The sequence below is a fragment of the Sulfurimonas xiamenensis genome (assembly GCF_009258045.1).
Classification (GTDB): domain Bacteria; phylum Campylobacterota; class Campylobacteria; order Campylobacterales; family Sulfurimonadaceae; genus Sulfurimonas; species Sulfurimonas xiamenensis.
Window position 1 is genome coordinate 1,161,814 of record NZ_CP041166.1, and the last position, 17,461, is coordinate 1,179,274.

Genomic DNA, 17,461 nt, shown 5'->3' on the forward strand with positions numbered 1-17,461 from the left:
CATGTCTGAAATAACAACCGATTTTAACGATAAAACAGTTGCGTACAAACAGTTACTTAGTGATTTTAAAGCGTTGCTTAAAAAAAATAATCTAAAATTTACAATTCAAAGAGAAGTAATTCTTGAAACTCTATACAACTCTGATGAACATCTTACACCAGAATCACTTCATAATCTAATACAGGAAAAATTTCCAAATTTAAAAACAGGAATTGCTACTGTATATAGAACATTATCACTTCTAGAAGAGTCAGACATGGTTACATCTCTCTCTTTTGGCGCACAAGGAAAAAAATATGAACTTGGCGCTAAACATCATCATGATCACTTTATCTGCAAAATGTGTGGGAGCATTATTGAGTTTGTAGATGAAAAAATAGAAGAGAGACAGCGCAAAATAGCTGATGAACTTGGTTTCGATATGCAGGACCATTCTATGCAAATTTATGGAATCTGCAAAGAGTGCCAAAAAAAAATAAAGGAAAAATGATTGGTTTTTAATAACAAATTTATACAACAAAGAATTGAAAAAGCAGAATTTCTTAGAAAACAGGGGATTAACCCATATTCTAATGAGTCTAGAAAAAACACATCTATTGAAAAATTTTTAAATGTAAATTCTGATATTGTTCACAAAGAAAATAAAAGAGATGAAAATAGAGAGTATACAGTTAGTGGACGCATAAAATTATTTAGAATTATGGGGAAAGCAAGTTTTATCAAAATTGAAGATGAAAGCAGTTCTCTTCAAATTTATGTAGCCAGAGACAATCTTCCCGAAGGCTTTTATAATGATATTTTTAAAAAACTTATAGAAGTCGGTGATATTGTAGAGGTTACAGGATATCCTTTCGTAACAGGTCAAGGAGAGCTTTCGCTTCATGCAGACAATCTAAAACTTTTAACAAAAGCCATCTCTCCTCTTCCTGAAAAATTTCACGGTATCACAGATAAAGAGGTGCGATACAGAAAAAGATATCTTGACCTTATTATGAATTCAGATGTTAGAAAAACATTTAAGATTCGTTCAAAAGTCATCTCTCTAACTAGACGCTTTTTTGAAGAAAAAGGTTTTTTAGAAGTTGAAACTCCGATGATGCATCCTATTGCAGGCGGAGCAAATGCAAAACCTTTTGTTACACATCACAATGCTCTTGGAGTAGACAGATATCTAAGAATTGCTCCTGAACTCTATTTAAAAAGGCTTATTGTCGGCGGATTTGAAGCTGTATTTGAAATTAATAGAAACTTTAGAAATGAGGGAATGGATGCAACACACAATCCTGAATTCACATCCATAGAGTTTTATTGGGCGTACAAAACATATAAAGATCTTATAGAAATCACAAAAGAGTATTTCACATATCTTTTTGATCATCTAAATCTTCCAACACAGCTTCCTTATGGAGATTTAGAAATTGATTTTAGCAAATTTAGTGAAGTTCCTCTTATTGAATCACTTTACACGATAGGAGGAGTTCCTAAAGATATAGTAAATGATAAAGAAAAAATAGTTGCATTTTTAAAGAGTAAAAATATTGATGTAAAAGAAAACATGAGTTTAGGTCAGCTTCAAGGAGAACTTTTTGACGAGTTTGTAGAAGCAAAACTTATCAACCCGACATTTATCACAGAGTATCCTGTTGCCATCTCTCCACTTGCAAGAAGAAGCGATGAAAACCATGAAATAACAGAACGGTTTGAGCTCTTTATTGCAGGACGGGAGATTGCAAATGCTTTTAGTGAATTAAACGACCCAGTAGACCAGCTTCATAGATTTGAAGCACAAGGTGCAGCAAAAGAGAGCGGAGATGATGAAGCACATGAGATGGATATCGACTTTGTTGAGGCACTAAGTTACGGAATGGCACCTACTGCCGGACAAGGAATAGGTATTGACAGACTTGTTATGCTTCTTACAAATGAACACTCCATTAGAGATGTTCTGTTGTTTCCTGCAATGAAACCAATAAATTTAGAAGAAAAAAATCAAAATGAAGAGGAATAAACAAAAATGAGTTTTTTAAAAGAGTATGATAAAGAGATATTTGATCTATGTGAAAAAGAGCTAGAGAGACAAACAAATCATTTAGAGATGATTGCATCTGAAAACTTTACACTTCCTGCCGTTATGGAAACTATGGGAAGCGTATTTACAAATAAATATGCAGAGGGTTATCCGGGTAAGCGTTACTATGGCGGTTGTGAATATGCAGATGGCGTTGAGCAGTTAGCAATTGACAGAGCATGCAAACTCTTTGGATGTAGCTATGCAAATGTTCAACCGCACTCCGGAAGCCAGGCAAATGCAGCCGTTTATGCAGCACTTTTAAATGCGGGTGATAAACTTCTAGGTATGGATTTAAGCCATGGCGGACATTTAACACACGGAAGCAAACCAAGTTTTTCGGGTAAAAACTACCACTCTTTTACATATGGCGTAGAGCTTGACGGCCGTATGAATTATGATAAAATTATGGAAATAGCAAAAACAGTACAGCCAAAAATCATTGTTTGCGGCGCATCTGCTTATGCAAGAGAGATAGATTTTGCAAAATTTCGTGAAATTGCTGATGCTGTTGGAGCTATTTTATTTGCAGATATTGCCCATGTTGCAGGTCTTGTTGCAGCGGGTGAACACCCTAGCCCGTTCCCTCATGCACATGTTGTAACAACTACTACACATAAAACTCTTGCCGGACCAAGAGGCGGTATGATTATGACAAATGATGAAGAAATAGCTAAAAAAGTTAACTCTGCAATCTTTCCGGGTATTCAAGGCGGACCGCTTGTACATGTAATCGCTGCTAAAGCGGTTGGATTTAAATATAACCTCTCTCCAGAGTGGAAAGAGTATGCTGCGCAGGTCAAAGCAAACGCAAAAATTTTAGGTGAAGTTCTTATAAAAAGAGGATATGAGCTTGTAAGCGGTGGAACTGATAATCATCTTGTACTGCTCTCTTTTATAAATCGTGATTTCTCTGGTAAAGATGCTGATATCGCTCTTGGAAATGCGGGTATTACAGTAAACAAAAATACTGTTCCGGGTGAGACAAGAAGCCCTTTTGTAACTTCAGGTATCCGCATAGGTTCACCTGCTCTAACTTCAAGAGGAATGAAAGAGAAAGAGTTTGAATTTATTGCAAATAAAATCGCAGATGTTCTTGATGATATTAACAATACTGAGCTTCAAGAAAATATTAAAAAAGAGTTAAAAACATTAGCTCAAAATTTTGTAGTTTATAATCAACCGACTTACTAGGATCGTTGCTTAATAAAAGATAAAATTGATACTTTTTTGTCAATCGTGTATGGCTTTATTTAAATATATCCAATATAAACAAGTTTTGGGTATCATTATAAATTAGATAATAAAGGAGGGGGAAGTTATGGATGAAAAAAATGAGTTAAATGATATTATCTTAAACAAAGGTAACTCATCTACAGGAAATAAAAAAATTTTATTAGCTGTTGCTGCGTTAGGTATTATTTTAATTGTTGTTGTAATGCTGATGAATACTCTTACATCAAGCGGCACTGACAATCTACCTCAAGCAGCTCTTCCTCCTGAGACGCAGGAGCAAACTTCAACACAAGTTGATGACTCCTTTTTTGAAAAAGTTGATGTTGTAAAAGAGGATAAAGAAGATGAAGAGAGTGTTTCTTTAGATGCAATTGCACAAAAACTCAAAGAAGAAAATATAATAGAAGAGACTCAAGCAGCGACACAAGAGAGTGTTAAAGCAAACACAGATGAAACAAAAAAAGTACAAACAAAAGAAGAAGTAGTTGAAAGTGTAGCTATACAGCCTCAGGCAGAGAGTACAAATTTATCAAATGCTTACTATATTCAAGTTGGCTCTTTTGCAAAATACGAACCTAATAAAAAATTTTTAGATTCAATTTTAAAATTGGGATACAAATATAAATTTCACAAAGTAACTATTGATTCTAGAACATTTAACAAAGTTTTAGTAGGTCCATTTAACAGTGAAGCAGAAGCAAGAGAAGCTCTGGCTCCTATTAAAAAATCTATTGAAGCAGGTGCTTTTTTAATTAAAATATAACTATACCAAGGTACTTATTTGATTTATTCTAAACAATTTATACAGGATCAACTAGCTCCTATTGCAGTATATGCAAAGCTAAAATCAATCTTTAAAAATGAAATCTCATATCTTTTAGAGAGCGCAGGACAAAGCAGTGGAAATTATAGCTTTGTCTGCATCGGCGCAAGAGAGAGAATTCAATATATAGATAATCAGACAATATATACAGATGCAAACGGCATTAAGCATATAAAAGATGAATCTCCTTTTATATTTTTAAAAAATTATTACAAAAATATAGACACATCAATATACAAAGAAGCAACAACTAAACTAAAAGTTGGGTATGTAGATGGTTTTATAGGTTATATCGGCTATGACATGGTGAAAGTATTTGAACCAAAACTTCATTCTGTTATGGATAACTTAAAAGATGAAATCAATGCCCCCGATTTAGATTTGATACTTCCAAAAATAATCTTGGTTTACTCTCACAAAGATCACCAATTAACTCTTATTAGCACATTAAAAGAGATGAGTGATAAGTTTGAAATGATTGAAAACGAGCTAAAAGGCACATATACATATATTCATATGAAAAAAAACAGCGGGAATGACAAAGGCACTTTTGCATTCTCAAAAGAGCAGTTTTTTAAAATGGTTGATAACTCAAAAAAGATGATAAAAAGTGGAGATGTTTTCCAAATTCTAATAACAAACCGTTTTACTAGAAAGATAAAAGTTGATCCTTTTAGTTTTTACAGAATATTAAGAACCAAAAATCCATCTCCCTATATGTTTTTAATGGAGTATGAAGATTTTAATATTGTTGGGAGTTCTCCTGAAGTCATGGTAAGACTTCAAAATGGAAAAATTCTGCTTCGCCCAATTGCAGGAACTCGTAAAAGAGGCAATACAAAAGAGAGAGATAAGGAGCTTGAAGAAGAACTTTTAGCTGATCCAAAAGAGCTCTCTGAACATCTTATGCTTATAGATTTAGGCAGAAATGATGTGAGCAGAGTTGCAAAAACCGGAAGTGTTAAAGTTGAAGATATGATGCATATAGAGCGTTTTTCACATGTTATGCATATAGTTTCTGATGTCACTGGTGAGCTTGATGAAAACAAAGATATGTTTGATCTGTTTATGGCAACTTTTACGGCAGGAACTATGACAGGTGCACCAAAGATAAGAGCAATGGAGCTTATTGCTGAATTTGAAGGATTAAAAAGAGGCTTTTACAGTGGAAGTGTTGGTTATTTTGGATTTGACGGCAATATGGATAACGCCATAACTATCAGAACTGCTATGGTTAAAAAAGACAAAGTGATTCTTCAGGCCGGAGCCGGTGTTGTTGCTGATAGCATAAATGAGCTGGAGTATCTCGAAGTTAAAAATAAACTTGGTGCTCTTGTCGCTTCACTGGAAGATTTGGACTAATGAAACTCTTTGCCGTCTTTGGCGACCCTGTTGCGCACTCCCGCTCTCCGCTTATGCACAATAGCGTATTTAAACATCTAAACTACAATGCATGTTACACTAGAGTCCATCTAAATGATGGCTCAAAACTAAAAGAGACTTTTTTCTCTCTAGGTCTTAGCGGAGCAAATATTACCGTTCCACATAAAGAGGCGGCGTATGAGGCTTGCGATGAAGTAAGAGGCTTTGCCGAAAAAATAGGTGTTGTAAATACCCTTATCAATGAAAATGGCAGATTAATCGGATACAATACCGATGCAGACGGTTTTTTATTTGCTATAAAAGAGTTTAAAAATATTAAAAATATTTTAGTTCTTGGAGCAGGCGGAACGGCAAAAGCATTAACTTCCAGATTTATACAAGAGAATATAAAAGTAACTGTTTTAAACAGAAGCAATTCAAGACTACAATACTTTAAAGAGTTAAATTGCAGCTGTTATTCATGGAGTGACTTTAAAATAAGTAAATATGATTTAGTTGTAAACACTACAAGTGCCGGGCTTAAAGATGAAGAACTACCTGCTCCAAAAGAGATGATCGAAAAAATACTAAACAGTACATTTTACGCAGCAGACGCAATCTATGGAAAGATGACACCTTTTTTAAAACTGGCAAAAAACAAAAATATAACTTACAAAGACGGTGCAGATATGCTTTTAGGTCAAGGTCTTTTGGCAAATGAACTCTTTGTTAATTATGAACTAAAAACAGAAGATATAAAAAAATTTATGTCAAAGAGTTTTGAACTTTAAAGCAACAGCTATTGCTTGACCTCTGCCAATATCTCCTATTAGATTAAGAGTGCAATCAGCGATATAACAACAGCCAGCCATATAGTTGGTATAAGTCTATATTTTAGTTGAACATTTTTCAAACCCATAAAGTGGTCAATAACCAGTTGTCCTTTTATAAATGTACTTATAAGTAAAATCGCGACAAGATAAGTCGGTATAAATTTTAAATGTCCAAGCACAAAAGCAAAGATTGTGAGAATAACCAAAACTATCCATACAAATTCTAGAATTTTTTTCATTTTTTACCTTGTATCATAATATATAAACTAATGGGAAAAGCACAATCCACAACAAATCTACCATATGCCAGTAAGATGCACCCGTTTCCATCCCGCTGCAATCATCCGGAGTGTACCCTTGTGCTTTTGTTTTTTTATGAAGATTAAACAGGATTATTAAACCCAAAAGAACATGCATAAAATGAAAAACAGTTAAAAATATGTAAAACATAAAAAATTTATTGGTACTAAGCGTAATTCCTTCTCCAAATATATGAGAAAATTCTAATATTTTTATAAATAAAAAAGCAACTCCGAGCATCATTGCAGACAAAAGCCATTTTGATGCTGCACTACTTGACTTTTGCAAGCTATCTCTTGTCATATTTTTAATAGCATAAACAGCCTTTACAACAAAGTAACTGCTTGTAATTAAAAGAAAAGTATTGATAAAACCTGATGTTTGGCTAACTACAAGCTGAGACTGACTAAAAAGCTCTATATCTGCTCTTCTTGAAACAGCATAACCTATAAACAATAGTCCAAATGTAATTAATTCAACATAAATAATGATCCAAATTGCAAAATCCCCAGGAGGATGAGGCTCTTTCAAAGCACTATTTTTTAACATTTGAACTCCTTGGGAAATATAAAGATACAAGTTTTTCAAGAACTTTTAAAACTTCATCTTCATCACTGAGTGATTCAACTATAGAGTGCATACATGCCTGATATGGATCAAAATCTTTTGTAATCAACTTCCCTGCATAAATAAGCAGTCTTGTTGAAACTGCTTCTTGAATATCAACATCAGTGAGTTGTCTCACTTCTTTAGCGATATCTACAAGTTTTTGTGCTATATCTTCATCAACTCCACTCTCTTTTTTGATAATCTCTTTTTCAATTTCTGATTTTGGATAATCAAAACTAAGAGAAATAAATCTCTGTTTTGTACTTGGCTTCATCCCTTTTAAAACATTTTGATAACCTGGATTATAAGATACTACAAGCATAAAATCAGGATGAGCTTCTATGGTTTCACCTGTTCTGTCTATCGACAAAACTCTACGATAATCCGCTAGAGAGTGAAGTACCACTGTAGTATCTTTTCTAGCTTCGATTATCTCATCAAGATAGCATATACCGCCATTTCTTACCGCTTTAGTCAAAGGACCGTCTTGCCAATATGTACCGTTTTCATCTATAAGATGGCGGCCAATCAGGTCTGCAGCACTCAAATCATCATGGCAAACAACCGTATAAACATCTCGTCCAAGCTCTTCGCCCATAGATTCTATAAACCTTGTTTTTCCACACCCTGTCGGTCCTTTGATTAAAACAGGCAGATTCATCTGCGCAGCAGTTTTAAAAAGCTCTACTTCATTTGATTGAGGTAAATAGTAGTTTTTTGACATTTTTTTCCTTTTTTTATTTCGTTAGATTTATATAAACTTCAGTTAACACTTTTGGCAATTTCTGTCCATCTCTTACAACCGCATAACCGTTTCTTCCAAACAGATACCCCAAATACTCTTTTGCATCAAGATCTACTGTAATACAAAAAGGCGTAATACCTTTTTTCTTAACCTCTTCAAGAGCTTTTTTTGTATCTTCTATGCCATATCTTCCATCATATCTATCTTCATCATTCGGTTTACCGTCACTTATGATTAACAGCAGTTTATTGACACTTTGCTGCTTATCTAAAATCTTTGCCGATTCTCTTATAGCTGCACCCATCCTTGTATAATACTCTGGTTTTATAGTATCAATTCTTCCACGAATCAAATCATTGTATTTGTCTTTAAAATTTTTTATAATGCTAAAATAGACTTTTTTATTTTGCAGTGATGAGAAAGTGTATATGGCAAATTTATCTTGAAGTTTTTCCAAAGCTTCACTAAATACCGTAAGAGAGTCTTTAATTACATCAATTATTCGTACTTCTTGTGTAATGCCGCCCTCTGTAGAGAGTGAAACATCTGCTAATATAAGCGTAGCCATATCTCTTGTTTTTTTCTCAAAAGTTGTGTAAAATTTTTGATGATGCATAGATTTATTTTGATGCCCGCAATATTCAATCCAAGTATCAATATTTATCTCATCACCATAAGGAAGATTGTCATTTTTAACACGATCAAGTTCGAGCAGATCTAACTCTTGCTGAATTTTTCGTACGGTTTTTTTTAGTCGTTCTGGCAACTCTATAGGTATTACATTCATTGGTACTTGAGGTAAAATACGAACAAAATTTATCAAATATTCACCTTTTAGATAATCCCACTCATCAATAAAGTGACCTTTCCCCAGTGGATATTTAACGGTAGTATCAGGCTTTAATTCCAAGTCCATTTTTATTCGTGATGATAAATTTGCCTGCTTTTGTCCTATAGTTATCTCATCTAAGTCCTCGGCATGATAGAGTGCATCTTCATCAAAAGTATCATCTTCACATCTATCTACATTGACCTGTTCAAAAATACTCATTAAAGATTCTGGTAAAAAAGCCAAAAAGCCATCTGTTTCATGCTTGTCGTCTGTTTGATTAGCCTGCTTTTTCATGTTAAGAGTATCTGTTTTATCTTGACTCTCTTCTCTTGTAGGATCTTGCTCTTCATCATCTGTTTTTTTAGTTTTATTGATAGTTAGAGGCGATGGGTATATCCACATAGGGTTTGGATAATCATTTACTAAATCTTTATCTGTTTGATTATCTAAAGATTTAATAAATGACAATTGTTCATATTTATCAATCAAATATTCACTGGCAATATTGTAGAATTGTTTAAAACCATCATATTTATTGATAAGGTAAAGCTCTGTAGCATGATTTTTATCGATTATATTTTCATCTGTAATATTATTAACTCTAGTTGCCATAGCAATAAGCCAATAATAAAGCATTTCATTAAGTTCTTTTGTAGGAAAATAAGCAGATGACGCCGGTAGATAGATAGAGTCTTCATCCTGCCATGCAAGATGAAACTCCTTACCCAAGAATGCTATTTTTTGTAAAAAAGTTCTTGATGTATTAAGATATCTTTTATCCGTAATTTGTAAATCTTTACCTTTTTCACCACCCATAAGGTGATGAAAAATTTTTAATGATTTTGAGATATCAGCAAAATAGACTCTTTCATTTTCATGAAATTTGTATACTTTTTTATTGAGATATTTATCCCAAACTTTACCAATACTCTCTTCAAATTCAAGATAATAGTGAAGCATTTTTCTCTATCTTTAACACTATTACGCTTCTTTTTTGACAAAAAAACTATAAAAATAAGTAATCAAACCTGCAAAAACAAGAGCGCCAAATCCGGCACGAATCATATAGATACCAGCTATAGACTCTTGTGATTCCATAAATCCAATAAGATCAGTTCCAACTCTTTGATCCATTATTTGAATAATTCCAGCAGCACTTAGAGCCAATGTAAGACCCATCATACCGATATTCATCATCCAAAAAGAAGTTAATTCTACTTTTTGTGCTTCTTTAGAATTACCGTGAGGACGACCTCTTAAAATAGGCATAGCATAAGATATCACAGTAAATATAATCATAATATATGCTCCGTAAAATGATAGGTGCCCATGAGCAGCAGTAAGCTGAGTACCGTGTGTAAACATATTTACAGGTGCCAATGTATGGAAAAATCCCCAAACTCCAGCTCCAAGGAAGCCCATTACAGCAGTACCTTTTGCCCATGTAAGAGCAATTTCATTGTCATGCTGAATTTTTCTATCTCTTGCCATAGTAAATGCAAAAAGAATCATTAAGAAAAAAGGTAAAGGTTCAACAGCAGATGCTATAGATCCAACCCATAACCAATACTCAGGAGCACCCATATAAAAGAAGTGATGTCCAGTTCCTAAAATACCTGATACCATAGTCATAGCAATAATTAAATAAAGCCATTTGTCGATATGTTCTCTATCAACACCGGTAACTTTAATAAGTACAAACGCTAAAATTGCACCAAGAATAAGCTCCCAAGTAGCTTCAACCCATAAATGCACCGTAAACCACCAGAAAAATTTATCCATTACAAGATTATCCGGTACATAAAATGCAAACAAAAAGAAAACTGCCAAACCTACTAAACCTGTAAGTAAAACTGTAGTAATAACAGTTTTTCTACCTTTTATTACTGTCATAATAACATTTACAAGATAAAGTACAACAACTAAAACAATACCAAGTTTAGTTGGTAATGGCTGTTCCAAAAATTCTCTACCCATTGTAGGTAAAAGATTATTAAATGTTAACTCAGTCAACTCTGCATAAGGTACAAACAGGTAACCTAGAATTGTGGCAACACCAGCTACTAAAAATACCCAAAAAGTAAAAATAGCCAACTTTGGGCTCCAAAGTTCTGTTTCTGTCTCTTCAGGAATCAAGTAGTAAGTAGCACCCATAAAACCAAATAGGAGAAGTACAATAAGTAAGTTTGTGTGAACCATACGCAATACATTAAAAGGTATCAATGGAAATAGAAAATCACCATATAAATACTGTATTGCCATAAGCAAACCAAAAAGAATTTCCCCAGCTAAAAGAATTAATGCAAAAATAAAGTATGGTTTTGCGACCATTTGTGATGTATATTTCATGTTATCTACTATCCTTCAATTGTCGGTGGCCATTCGTTGGCATTTACTTTTGATGTCCAAATTAAGAAATCAGAAAGGCTATCTACCTGCTCATTTGTTAAATTAAATTGCGGCATCTTTCTTCTATGTGGAGTATCTAAAGGCTGTGATGCCATCCAACCCTGCATATATGCCTTAAAGGCTCCTTCATCAGATGCCCCTCTTCTTTGAAATACATTCATAAGTTCTGGTGCATAATATGCTCCCTCACCTATAAGTGTATGACAGCCAACACAATTATTGTCTTCCCAAAGTTTTTTTCCAGCTACAACATTTTCTGTCATATTTTGCTGATTTGATCGCTCTGGTATTTGATGTACAGTGTCAAAAGTAAGAGCGATAAATATTAACAGTGCAAATGTACCGCCACCGTAATAAATATTCTTCGCCATACTTTTCGTTATGCGCTCAGTCATTAAAAGTCCTTTTTCTAATTCTACCTGCTAGTAGTAATTGAAATCTTAGCAAAATATTATTAATTTTTCCTTATTTTTATTTTAAAGATGCATTATAAGTTTTTTATCTAGTATATTAATTATTTTTGTATTTTTTTAATTAATACTTTAGATATTATTATTATAATTCTTTCTAAAGTATAATTCTAGAAAGGGAATCTCAAATGCAACTAAGCAAAACATCACAATACGCCATAAGAATTCTAGCTTATATGGCAGATAAAAAAGATTCTCAACTCATAACTGCAACTGATTTAGCTGAAACACTTTCCATCCCTTATAAATTTTTAACCAAAATTATGACAGAACTTGTTAAAGTTGACCTGGTAATATCCATAAGAGGAAGAGAAGGTGGATATAAACTGAAAAAAAAGACATCAGAGATAATGGTTAATGATATTTTAGATATTTTTAACGATTCTATAAAAGATGATCAATGTGTTTTAGGCATAGGATTTTGTAACGGTTTATGTAAATGCGCTCTGCATGATGAATGGATAGAACCTAAAATTTTACTCCAAAAAATGTTTAAAGAATCAAGTTTAGAAGATATTGCCGGGCGCGGATGTAAAATATAGTGTCTATAAATCTAAAAACAACTCTATCAAACTTTAAAAAATTATAAACTTTTTTTTAATTTTTTATATATTTTTTGATTTTGATTCTGTGTATACTTCTCTATTTTTTTGTATACTTTTGATTTTATATCATAAGAACGAAGTCTCTTTAAAGCATTATAGTTATCATTTATAGTGCCTAAAGCATCTTTTATATTAGTTAAAGTCTTTATTTTTTTATCATCTCTATCAAAACTATTTTTTTCAATATAAAGTCTTTTTTTGATATAAATTCTATACTTGTGAAGTTTTTTTCTTTTTAGCTCAGGAAATTCCATAAAAACTAAATTTTGCGCAAAATGCTCTTCTTCTTTATTTGCCACACTCTTTGGCACTTTTAAAATTTTTAGATATTTATAAAGTTTTTTTATCTTCTTTTTTCTTTCTCTTTCATTATTTTTTAAAAAAATCTCCCGCTCTACTTCTTTTTTATATTTTGTTGGCAGATTTTTAAGATATTCGTTAAAAAAAACATCAATATCTCTAATATCGTTACTAAAAGAAATTATTTTTTTTATATCTTTAGCCAGATTATCATTATCGTTTAACAAAGAGAAGAGTTCTCTACACTTTATCCGAAGAGCATGAATATCATCAGTACTATCAAGTGAATTTTTTATAAAATGCTTTATAAGTTTTTTAAACTCTTTAAGTTTTTTGGTTATTTGCTCATTCTTCATTATTTCACCATCATTTTAGAGTTTTTAGTGCTAACTTTTATTTTAAAATATTATATGAAATCAGACATCACTTTTTTTGGATAATCAAATGATAAAAATTTTGCATTATTTGGATCTATATCTGTCCATCTTTTACATGCAAACGCAATCTCAACGATTCCGCATGTAGGAATATTTGCATCAAAATCTAAAAAATATTTTGCCAGTTCGTTAAGAGAAGGATTATGTCCTACCAAAAAGAGAGTTTTATATCTATTGTCCACTTTTGTTATAATTTTACGAAGATCATCAGCACTTGCTTCATAAATATTTGAATCAAATAATATTTTTTTATTATAACTTATCTCTTTAGCAATCATTTTTGCTGTACTTTTTGCTCTTTTAGCAGGACTTGAGAGGATAATATCAGGCTTCACCCCTTTTGCTCTAAGTCTGCTTCCCATAAATGGAGCATTTTGCTTGCCCCTTTTATTTAAAGGTCTATTAAAATCATCAAGTGCTGCATCTTTCGAGCTTGATTTTGCATGTCTTATAATGTAGAGTTTTTTCATAATGTTCTGTTTAAAAACCCTTTCTATTGTTTTAAATTTTTCTATACATCAAAATAGATCTGCATTCTCATCTATCCATTTAAAATATTCTACGATATTTTTAATCTCTTCATCACTCATATTTTGATTTGGCATTTTAAGATTAAAAAATTCAATCATTTTCTTCATAAAAGGTTCGTTAAACTTACTTTGAGGGTTTTTAACATACTCTGCAACCCATTGTTCAGCATTTCTATGTCGCTTAAGAACACCTATCAGATCTGGACCGGAACTGATTTTACCGATAACATGACATCCAGAACAGCCTCCTTCACGAAATGCTATTTCACCTTTTTTAGCACTTTCAGATTTTGGTGTAGCTATGTTATTTATAAGAAGATCTTTAGCTCTTATTGCAGAATCAGCAGTTTTAATCATATACTGCCATATCATATTTTCAAATAATATAGCATTATTTATATCATTTTTCTGATATGCTTTTGCTGACTTTTCTCTCTCTAAATCAATCTTGGCATATTGATCTTTCGCATCATCGACTAAATTTTTTACCGTTGTATATTTAGTATAATTTTTTTCCTCTAAAAAGAAAAATAGAGATTGGATAACTTCATCAGTCGCTTTATTACTAGCTCTAATTTTCTTATATTCCATCTGTAGTTCTTCAGGAGACAAGCTTTGCATTTTCGTTTTTTGAATCCACTCATAATTTTTATTTGGATCTTTAACTAAAAGATAACCCATCATTTCTATATGTAATGCGGAACAAAATTCTGTACAATAGTAAGGAAAAACACCCTCAATATCTGCAATAAAATCGATTTGAGTCGTCTCTCCCGGCTCAAGTGAAGTATGCACATTATAGTGATCTATTGTAAAGCCATGAGTTTCATCCTGAGCACGCTCAACATTGGTTATATACATCGTAACATGGTCACCTTTGTTTACTGTAACTCGCTCCGGATTAATATGAGATCGTACTACTGTTGCATAAATGGAAACATGATTTCCCTTTCTCTCAATTTTTTCTTGACCGGCAAGAGTTTTTCCAACATGAGGCTTGCCTGTTCTAGAATTGGTTCCCATTATAAATCGAACTTCCGGACGAATTTTACTTGCTCTAATTGATGCACCTTGATGCGGTTCTCCAAGCGGTATAGGCATATCCAAAAGAAGTTTCATCTTTTTTCCGCCAATATCTATAAGCTGATTATTCTGCGGATGCAAAGGCCCAACCGGCAAAAATCTATCGATTGCAAGCTTATTAATAGCAATAAGATACTCTCCCTGTGGATCTGCGGATTTACCCTCCATTGCCTCAAGGTGTCCAACATTATAATGAATACCAATCTTATCTATAACTTTAAGTTCTTTATAGTTCCATTTTACAACCTGTGAATCAACATACATAGAACTATAAATTGTGCCATCTTCCTTGCCAAAAGTGTTATGCAAATGACCTAAACCAACTTCAACTTGTCCATAGAGTGATTTTTTCATATCTAATATCGGTATTCCATAAGAATCTTTTCCTTCAAAATCTCTATTTTGAATCAGTTTCATAATCTTGTTAAAATCATAAACAGATGCATGCGTGTCAAGTTTGCCAGAAACAATAATATGCCGACCATCCGGACTTACATCTACACCATGAGGAGATTTATTTTCAGGAACTAAAAAAAGAACACTATTTTTTACAGCCACATCAATAGGGATAACTCTATGTCCATTAATTATTTTAATATTTTTATCATCCTTTGCAAGTTGTGCTAATTTTTTCCAATTATAAATATGTAAAAAATCCGTATCATTACGACTGCAACCAGCTTCAAAAGGAGGAAGACCCTTTTCAATGCCTCCAGTGTATAGTTCTGAGTTAATAGAATTTGTAAATGCCCAACCTTCAGAGACACCTTTACCCAGATCAGTTAAATCCTGCATATATGGCGGAAACTCTAAACTAAATGACTCTTTTTGTTGAATCTTTCCTTTTTGTCTGTCAAACTTCCAAAATGTCACCCCTCCTCTATAAACATCCTGATATGCTTCTATAGGATAATAATCATTTGTCAAAGGTGCTGCATATTGACATGTATCAAGAACATACTCCGTATTTGGAGTAACAAACGCTCCTCCGTGAGTTGATTTAAAGATAGGATTAACTACAATTTGAGAAGTTTCAAAATATTTTAAGTCAATTACTGCAATTCTGGTATTTGCTTTATCATTGATAAAAAGATACTCACCATCATACTTTCCATCTGTTTCTGAGAGCGCAGGATGATGTGTATCTCCCCAGTTAATCTCTCTTCCTCTAACATTTCCCTGTCTCAAAACTTCTTTTGAATCTGTATCAAAGCCGTATCCCTGCCAAGGCTCAGGAGTAAATACTCCAATATATTTTAATGGTCTCATAGATGGAACTCCATAAACCAAAACTTGCCCTGACTGACCACCGCCCACAAAAACATAATATTCATCATGTTTTCCGCTAGGATTATAAACTTTTAGTGCAGCAATAGCATCCTCTTCAGTTAGTCCGCGTTTTTTCATTATTTCTTGAAATTGAGACTCAGCCAAAACAGTTTGTGTTACAAATAAAAACCCGAGCGTCACATAACACATAATGTGTAAATATTTTTTTATCATCATTATCTCCCTGTTTTTTTTATTGATCTTTAAATTGAGAAATCTCTTCAGTTAACTGTTTGATATCCTCTTCTGATAGGTTTTTTATTGTTTCAACATGTATAGCTTCTTCATTTGTTTTATACTCAAGTAATTTTTTCAGTATATACTCTTCGCTTAATCCGATAAGTTTTGATCCGAAGTTACCTTCTCCGCTTGCCCCGTGACATGGAGCACAATTGCTTTTATACATTTTAGTGACTTTGAATCTTCCAAGAGATCCGGCTCTCTCTTCTAGAGCTTTTATCTGTAACTCCTGCTCTTTTCTTTGCTCATCTCTCTCTTCTTGCATCTCTTCTTTCTCTATTTCAGAAGGCTCAGACATCTCTGTTTTTATCGGGGTTTCTACTCTAGGTGAATAGACAAGTTTGTCAAGTTTTTCCAATTTATTTACTTCTATATCTGTTTTAATCAAATAAGCAATTCCTGCCACACCTATCAATAAAGAAACTAACATTAAGAAATGATGCAGAGGCGTTACTCTGTTTATCGGATGTTCTTTGAGTCCTCTTTTTTTCAGCCACCATGCAAAGAAAGAAAATATACTAATAGCCACAAGTGCCCAAAAACCGACAGTTGGATATGCGTGCGTAGTAAATTGTGCTACTTTGCCATCTCCTAGTAAAACAGGCATAAAAGGGTCTATCGTAATAGCTCCTCTATGAAGATTATGTCCAAACCAGTAAAGCCAGTAAGCATAAAAACCGACAAAAATAAAAGGCAGAACCATAGGAATAAACATCAACCTATCTATCCATTTATTGTTGTAAAGAATAAAAAAAACAAATAACAGAGCAAGTATAATAAGCGCATAAGGAGTAAGAGCCCTCTCATACGGTCCGCCGCTCTCCATAGGAGGCATACCTACATAATGATTGATTGTATTCATCTCATGAACTTCACCGCTAAGTCCGTCAAAATGGATAAATACTGGAAGTCCCTGCGGAAAAGCCTCTTTTGGATAGTTTGGTGCTTCTAATGAAAAATTCCATACAGGCATAGAAGGAACACCAATCTCCTCAGAAAATTCAATCATTTTTTTTAGATTATATTTTGATTCTTCTGGACTATTTACACCAAAATATCTACCTTTTTGATAATAGTTCCAAAGAGGATAAACATATGAGGGTATATTTTCAACTTTGTCATCTTGTATGCGCTCTAATGTTCCATGAAAACCAACAGATGGAACAATAAAACCATATAACAAAATAGCAAGAGCAACAACAGCAAAAGATCTCGCTGTAACAAAATAAATATTCATAACACATTCCTTA

The 17,461-nt window shown here is 33.1% G+C and carries 17 protein-coding genes; 7 read left to right on the plus strand and 10 right to left on the minus strand.

Features of this window, described 5'->3' with window-relative positions; all coding sequences use genetic code 11:
* Position 1 precedes the first annotated feature (1 nt).
* The 6 genes from FJR47_RS05860 to FJR47_RS05885 all read left to right on the plus strand — a co-directional run bounded on the left by FJR47_RS05860 (position 2) and on the right by FJR47_RS05885 (position 6,280).
* The gene (locus tag FJR47_RS05860; RefSeq protein WP_152299515.1) at positions 2-490 is read left to right on the plus strand and encodes a Fur family transcriptional regulator; all 489 of its coding nucleotides are present in this window, start codon (positions 2-4) and stop codon (positions 488-490) included.
* On the plus strand, positions 491-2,008 hold the full coding sequence (gene lysS / locus FJR47_RS05865) for a lysine--tRNA ligase (RefSeq protein ID WP_152299516.1): 1,518 nt from the start codon (positions 491-493) through the stop codon (positions 2,006-2,008).
* Positions 2,009-2,014: 6 nt separating this feature from the next.
* The gene (locus FJR47_RS05870) at positions 2,015-3,262 is read left to right on the plus strand and encodes a serine hydroxymethyltransferase (protein ID WP_152299517.1); all 1,248 of its coding nucleotides are present in this window, start codon (positions 2,015-2,017) and stop codon (positions 3,260-3,262) included.
* Between the two features lie 127 nt (positions 3,263-3,389).
* A complete protein-coding gene (locus tag FJR47_RS05875; RefSeq protein WP_152299518.1) occupies positions 3,390-4,067 on the plus strand; it encodes an SPOR domain-containing protein in 678 nt (225 codons plus the stop codon).
* An 18-nt stretch (positions 4,068-4,085) separates the two neighbouring features.
* Positions 4,086-5,489, plus strand: coding sequence for an anthranilate synthase component I family protein (locus tag FJR47_RS05880; protein WP_152299519.1), 1,404 nt, complete (start codon positions 4,086-4,088; stop codon positions 5,487-5,489).
* The gene (locus FJR47_RS05885; protein ID WP_152299520.1) at positions 5,489-6,280 is read left to right on the plus strand and encodes a shikimate dehydrogenase; all 792 of its coding nucleotides are present in this window, start codon (positions 5,489-5,491) and stop codon (positions 6,278-6,280) included. The genes FJR47_RS05880 and FJR47_RS05885 overlap by 1 nt, the downstream gene beginning before the upstream one ends.
* 38 nt (positions 6,281-6,318) lie before the next feature.
* Here the strand turns inward: FJR47_RS05885 and FJR47_RS05890 are convergent, their stop codons facing one another.
* From FJR47_RS05890 to FJR47_RS05915, 6 genes are read right to left on the minus strand one after another with little or no spacing between them, the layout of a single operon-like run.
* Positions 6,319-6,561 carry a cytochrome C oxidase subunit IV family protein gene (locus FJR47_RS05890; RefSeq protein WP_152299521.1) on the minus strand — a complete coding sequence of 81 codons (243 nt, stop codon included), beginning with the start codon at positions 6,559-6,561 and terminating at the stop codon, positions 6,319-6,321.
* A 13-nt stretch (positions 6,562-6,574) separates the two neighbouring features.
* Entirely contained in the window at positions 6,575-7,171 is a 597-nt protein-coding gene (locus FJR47_RS05895; RefSeq protein WP_152299522.1) for a cytochrome c oxidase subunit 3, read from the minus strand.
* A complete protein-coding gene (locus FJR47_RS05900) occupies positions 7,158-7,955 on the minus strand; it encodes a CbbQ/NirQ/NorQ/GpvN family protein (RefSeq protein ID WP_152299523.1) in 798 nt (265 codons plus the stop codon). The genes FJR47_RS05895 and FJR47_RS05900 overlap by 14 nt, the downstream gene beginning before the upstream one ends.
* A 13-nt stretch (positions 7,956-7,968) precedes the next feature.
* Positions 7,969-9,768 carry a nitric oxide reductase activation protein NorD gene (locus FJR47_RS05905; protein WP_152299524.1) on the minus strand — a complete coding sequence of 600 codons (1,800 nt, stop codon included), beginning with the start codon at positions 9,766-9,768 and terminating at the stop codon, positions 7,969-7,971.
* A 21-nt stretch (positions 9,769-9,789) separates the two neighbouring features.
* Positions 9,790-11,157 carry a cbb3-type cytochrome c oxidase subunit I gene (locus FJR47_RS05910; RefSeq protein WP_152299525.1) on the minus strand — a complete coding sequence of 456 codons (1,368 nt, stop codon included), beginning with the start codon at positions 11,155-11,157 and terminating at the stop codon, positions 9,790-9,792.
* Positions 11,158-11,165: 8 nt separating this feature from the next.
* Entirely contained in the window at positions 11,166-11,612 is a 447-nt protein-coding gene (locus tag FJR47_RS05915) for a c-type cytochrome (RefSeq protein WP_152299526.1), read from the minus strand.
* Positions 11,613-11,815: 203 nt separating this feature from the next.
* On the opposite strand from FJR47_RS05915, the gene FJR47_RS05920 reads away from it, so the two are divergent.
* Positions 11,816-12,229: an RrF2 family transcriptional regulator gene (locus tag FJR47_RS05920; RefSeq protein ID WP_152299527.1), complete on the plus strand. Its 414-nt coding sequence runs from the start codon at positions 11,816-11,818 to the stop codon at positions 12,227-12,229.
* 41 nt (positions 12,230-12,270) lie between these two features.
* Here FJR47_RS05920 and FJR47_RS05925 read toward each other — a convergent pair whose 3' ends face one another.
* The 4 genes from FJR47_RS05925 to FJR47_RS09815 are packed head-to-tail and all read right to left on the minus strand — an operon-like array spanning position 12,271 to position 17,448.
* A complete protein-coding gene (locus tag FJR47_RS05925; RefSeq protein ID WP_152299528.1) occupies positions 12,271-12,948 on the minus strand; it encodes a CHAD domain-containing protein in 678 nt (225 codons plus the stop codon).
* Between the two features lie 50 nt (positions 12,949-12,998).
* A complete protein-coding gene (locus FJR47_RS05930) occupies positions 12,999-13,499 on the minus strand; it encodes a SixA phosphatase family protein (RefSeq protein WP_152299529.1) in 501 nt (166 codons plus the stop codon).
* Between the two features lie 48 nt (positions 13,500-13,547).
* Positions 13,548-16,142 (minus strand): Sec-dependent nitrous-oxide reductase, encoded by a 2,595-nt coding sequence (gene nosZ / locus FJR47_RS05935; protein WP_430738913.1) that lies wholly within the window; start codon positions 16,140-16,142, stop codon positions 13,548-13,550.
* 22 nt (positions 16,143-16,164) lie between these two features.
* Positions 16,165-17,448 carry a c-type cytochrome gene (locus FJR47_RS09815; protein ID WP_347400445.1) on the minus strand — a complete coding sequence of 428 codons (1,284 nt, stop codon included), beginning with the start codon at positions 17,446-17,448 and terminating at the stop codon, positions 16,165-16,167.
* Positions 17,449-17,461 lie beyond the last annotated feature (13 nt).

What these genes read in the sequence shown, in the direction of transcription:
- FJR47_RS05860 (WP_152299515.1), top strand. Translation starts at nt 2, where the DNA reads ATGTCTGAAATAACAACCGATTTTAACGATAAAACAGTTGCGTACAAA.
- FJR47_RS05870 (WP_152299517.1), top strand. Translation starts at nt 2,015, where the DNA reads ATGAGTTTTTTAAAAGAGTATGATAAAGAGATATTTGATCTATGTGAA.
- FJR47_RS05875 (WP_152299518.1), top strand. Translation starts at nt 3,390, where the DNA reads ATGGATGAAAAAAATGAGTTAAATGATATTATCTTAAACAAAGGTAAC.
- FJR47_RS05885 (WP_152299520.1), top strand. Translation starts at nt 5,489, where the DNA reads ATGAAACTCTTTGCCGTCTTTGGCGACCCTGTTGCGCACTCCCGCTCT.
- FJR47_RS05890 (WP_152299521.1), bottom strand. Translation starts at nt 6,561, where the DNA reads ATGAAAAAAATTCTAGAATTTGTATGGATAGTTTTGGTTATTCTCACA.
- FJR47_RS05895 (WP_152299522.1), bottom strand. Translation starts at nt 7,171, where the DNA reads ATGTTAAAAAATAGTGCTTTGAAAGAGCCTCATCCTCCTGGGGATTTT.
- FJR47_RS05900 (WP_152299523.1), bottom strand. Translation starts at nt 7,955, where the DNA reads ATGTCAAAAAACTACTATTTACCTCAATCAAATGAAGTAGAGCTTTTT.
- FJR47_RS05905 (WP_152299524.1), bottom strand. Translation starts at nt 9,768, where the DNA reads ATGCTTCACTATTATCTTGAATTTGAAGAGAGTATTGGTAAAGTTTGG.
- FJR47_RS05910 (WP_152299525.1), bottom strand. Translation starts at nt 11,157, where the DNA reads ATGAAATATACATCACAAATGGTCGCAAAACCATACTTTATTTTTGCA.
- FJR47_RS05915 (WP_152299526.1), bottom strand. Translation starts at nt 11,612, where the DNA reads ATGACTGAGCGCATAACGAAAAGTATGGCGAAGAATATTTATTACGGT.
- FJR47_RS05920 (WP_152299527.1), top strand. Translation starts at nt 11,816, where the DNA reads ATGCAACTAAGCAAAACATCACAATACGCCATAAGAATTCTAGCTTAT.
- FJR47_RS05925 (WP_152299528.1), bottom strand. Translation starts at nt 12,948, where the DNA reads ATGAAGAATGAGCAAATAACCAAAAAACTTAAAGAGTTTAAAAAACTT.
- FJR47_RS05930 (WP_152299529.1), bottom strand. Translation starts at nt 13,499, where the DNA reads ATGAAAAAACTCTACATTATAAGACATGCAAAATCAAGCTCGAAAGAT.
- FJR47_RS09815 (WP_347400445.1), bottom strand. Translation starts at nt 17,448, where the DNA reads ATGAATATTTATTTTGTTACAGCGAGATCTTTTGCTGTTGTTGCTCTT.